The organism is Aminobacter sp. P4_H6_2 (assembly GCF_056400805.1).
This window is the reverse complement of record NZ_JBFUKO010000745.1, coordinates 1-2,426: the sequence shown is the minus strand read 5'-3', so window position 1 is coordinate 2,426 and position 2,426 is coordinate 1. Positions and strand designations below refer to the sequence as shown.

The window sequence follows — 2,426 nt, the reverse complement described above, 5'->3', positions numbered from 1 at the left end:
CGGCTGTGCCAGTCATTGATGTGCATGATGGTCAAAGTGTAATCGGCGAATGACGGCGCGGCGGAATAGCCGAACGCCGAAGCTGACAAAGCCGCAATGGCAGCCAATCTCTTCATGATGAAATCTCCCGAATGACCCCCGCGAGACGTTTAGCGTCTTCGCTTGACCGGAATGTTACACATTCCTTGACGTCATGTTCACATCCTCATTTTGCGGATGCAAGGGAGAATCGGAAGCTGAAAGCCGGCTTGCTTGCCGGGCGGCGCTTCCGGTCGCGCCGGATGCCAAAAAGTAGTGTTGTGCCCGCCGTGGCGGGCACAAACTCAGGTCAGGCCGAACGCCTGGTCAGGGTAAACTGCTGGCTGGTGCCGCTGGTGCAGTTCAGCTGGTTGGCCGAGATCAAAAGGCAGTTGAAGCTGATCGGCGACTGGCGGATCAGCGAGGTGCCGTTGATCTGCACCGCGTTGGCGCCGGTCAGGATGTAGGTGCCGTCAGAAAGCTTCTGGCCGGTGTCGGTCGCAACCGTCTGGAACGAGCCGCTCGTGAAGGTCGAAAGCCCRGTGCCCTTGGCGTCAAGCCACGCGCCTTCCACGCCCGATGGTGCAGGCCCGCTACCCGAAGAGCCGCCGCCGCTGGTCGAGCAGCCGGCAATGGCGGCCGCAAGCAGGGCAAATACTCCGGCCGAGACAATTTTCCGCGAAGTTGTCATGAAGTAATCCTCTCCTCAGTCCGCTTGCCTTCAATCGCTCGATTTGGCGATGAAGGCAAGGGTAGGGCAGTAGGGCAGTAAGGGAATATGGCAGCAGGTTCCTTGATGCCCTACTGCCTTACTCCCCTATTCTTACTCCCGTATTGCCTGGTCCTACCGGACCAGTACGTTACGGAACTGCCAGGGATCATCTCTGTCGAGGTCTTCCTCAAACAGGCCAGGGCGGCCTTCGAGAGGCGTCCAGTCGGTGTAATAGCCTTTGACCGGTCCGAGGTAGGGCAACTGCACTTCGAGGCAGCGCCTGTAGTCGGTTTCGTCGGTCTCGACGATGCCGGCCTCTGGGTTCTCCAACGCCCAGACCATGCCGGCGAGCACGGCCGAGGTTACCTGCAGGCCAGTGGCGTTCTGGTAAGGTGCAAGCTTGCGTGCCTGTTCGAGCGACAGTTGCGATCCAAACCAGTAGGCGTTCTTGTCGTGGCCATAGAGCAGCACGCCGAGCTCGTCGACGCCATCGACCAGCTCGTCCTCGTTGAGAACGTGCTGGACCGGCTGCGGCTTGCCAGCTGCGCCGAACATCTCATGCATCGACAGCACCGCGTCGTTGCAGGGATGATAGGCATAGTGGCAGGTCGGCCGGTAGGTCACCTTGCCCTTCTTGGAGCGCACGGTGAAGAAGTCGGAGATCGAGATCGCCTCATTGTGCGTCACAAGGAACCCGTATTGCGGCCCTGGCGTCGGGCACCAGGTGCGGACGCGGGTGTTGGCGCCGGGCTGTTCGAGATAGATCGCGCCCTTGTTGCCATGCTTGAACTTCTTGGCATTCTTGGGCTTCCAGGTCTCGTGCGTACCCCAGCCGAGTTCGGCCGGCTGCAGGCCTTCTGAGACGAAACCTTCGACCGACCAGGTGTTCCAGAACACGTTCATCGGCTTGGGGTTCTTGGTGCGCTGGGTATCGCGCTCGGCGATGTGGATGCCCTTGACACCAGCCTTCTTCATCAGCGCGGCCCAGCCTTCGCGGTCGTGCTGTGCCGGCTCTTCGAATTCGATGCCGAGGTCCTTGGACAGATTGACCAGCGCCTGCTTGACGAACCACGAGACCATGCCCGGATTGGCGCCGCAGGTGGAGACGGCAGTCGTGCCGCCGGGATGCTTGCGCCGTTCGGCGAGAAGCGTTTCACGCAGCGCGTAGTTGGTGCGCTCGTCATTGCCGGCATTGTTGTCGAAGTAGAAGCCGAGCCACGGCTCGATGACGGTGTCGACATAGAGCACGCCCAGCTTGCGGCACATGTGCATCAGGTCGACCGAGCCGGTGTCCACCGACAGGTTGACGCAGAAACCCTGGCCTTCGCCATTGGTCAGAAGCGGAGTAAGCAAGTCCTTGTAATTGTCCTTGGTTACCGCCTCCTGGATGAATTTGATGTTTCGCTCGTCCGCCAGTTTACGGTTTTCGTCGCTGGGATCGATGATCACCATGCGCGACGTGTCGAAGTTGAAATGGCGTTCGATGAGGGGAAGCGTGCCGCGACCGATCGAGCCAAAGCCGATCATCACGATAGGGCCGGTAATCTCACCATAAACGGGCCATTTTTCATTCGCCATTTTCTGGGGCACTCCTTCTCACACTAAAAGAGCCGGGCCATGATTGACCCGGCTTCAACAGCTAAACCATACATGCTTGTTTCAATAAAGCGAATCCGGCGCCCCAGATGATGTGGGA

2 protein-coding genes are annotated in these 2,426 nt (G+C 59.5%); both read right to left on the bottom strand.

Annotated elements, in window-relative coordinates; genetic code table 11:
* Window positions 1–328: 328 nt before the first annotated feature.
* Window positions 329–709 (bottom strand): outer membrane lipoprotein Omp10, encoded by a 381-nt coding sequence (omp10, locus tag AC1DUU_RS29545; RefSeq protein ID WP_476786878.1) that lies wholly within the window; start codon window positions 707–709, stop codon window positions 329–331.
* 153 nt (window positions 710–862) lie between these two features.
* Complete coding sequence (locus tag AC1DUU_RS29540) at window positions 863–2,308, bottom strand: homospermidine synthase (protein WP_476786877.1); 1,446 nt, start codon at window positions 2,306–2,308, stop codon at window positions 863–865.
* Window positions 2,309–2,426: the final 118 nt, after the last annotated feature.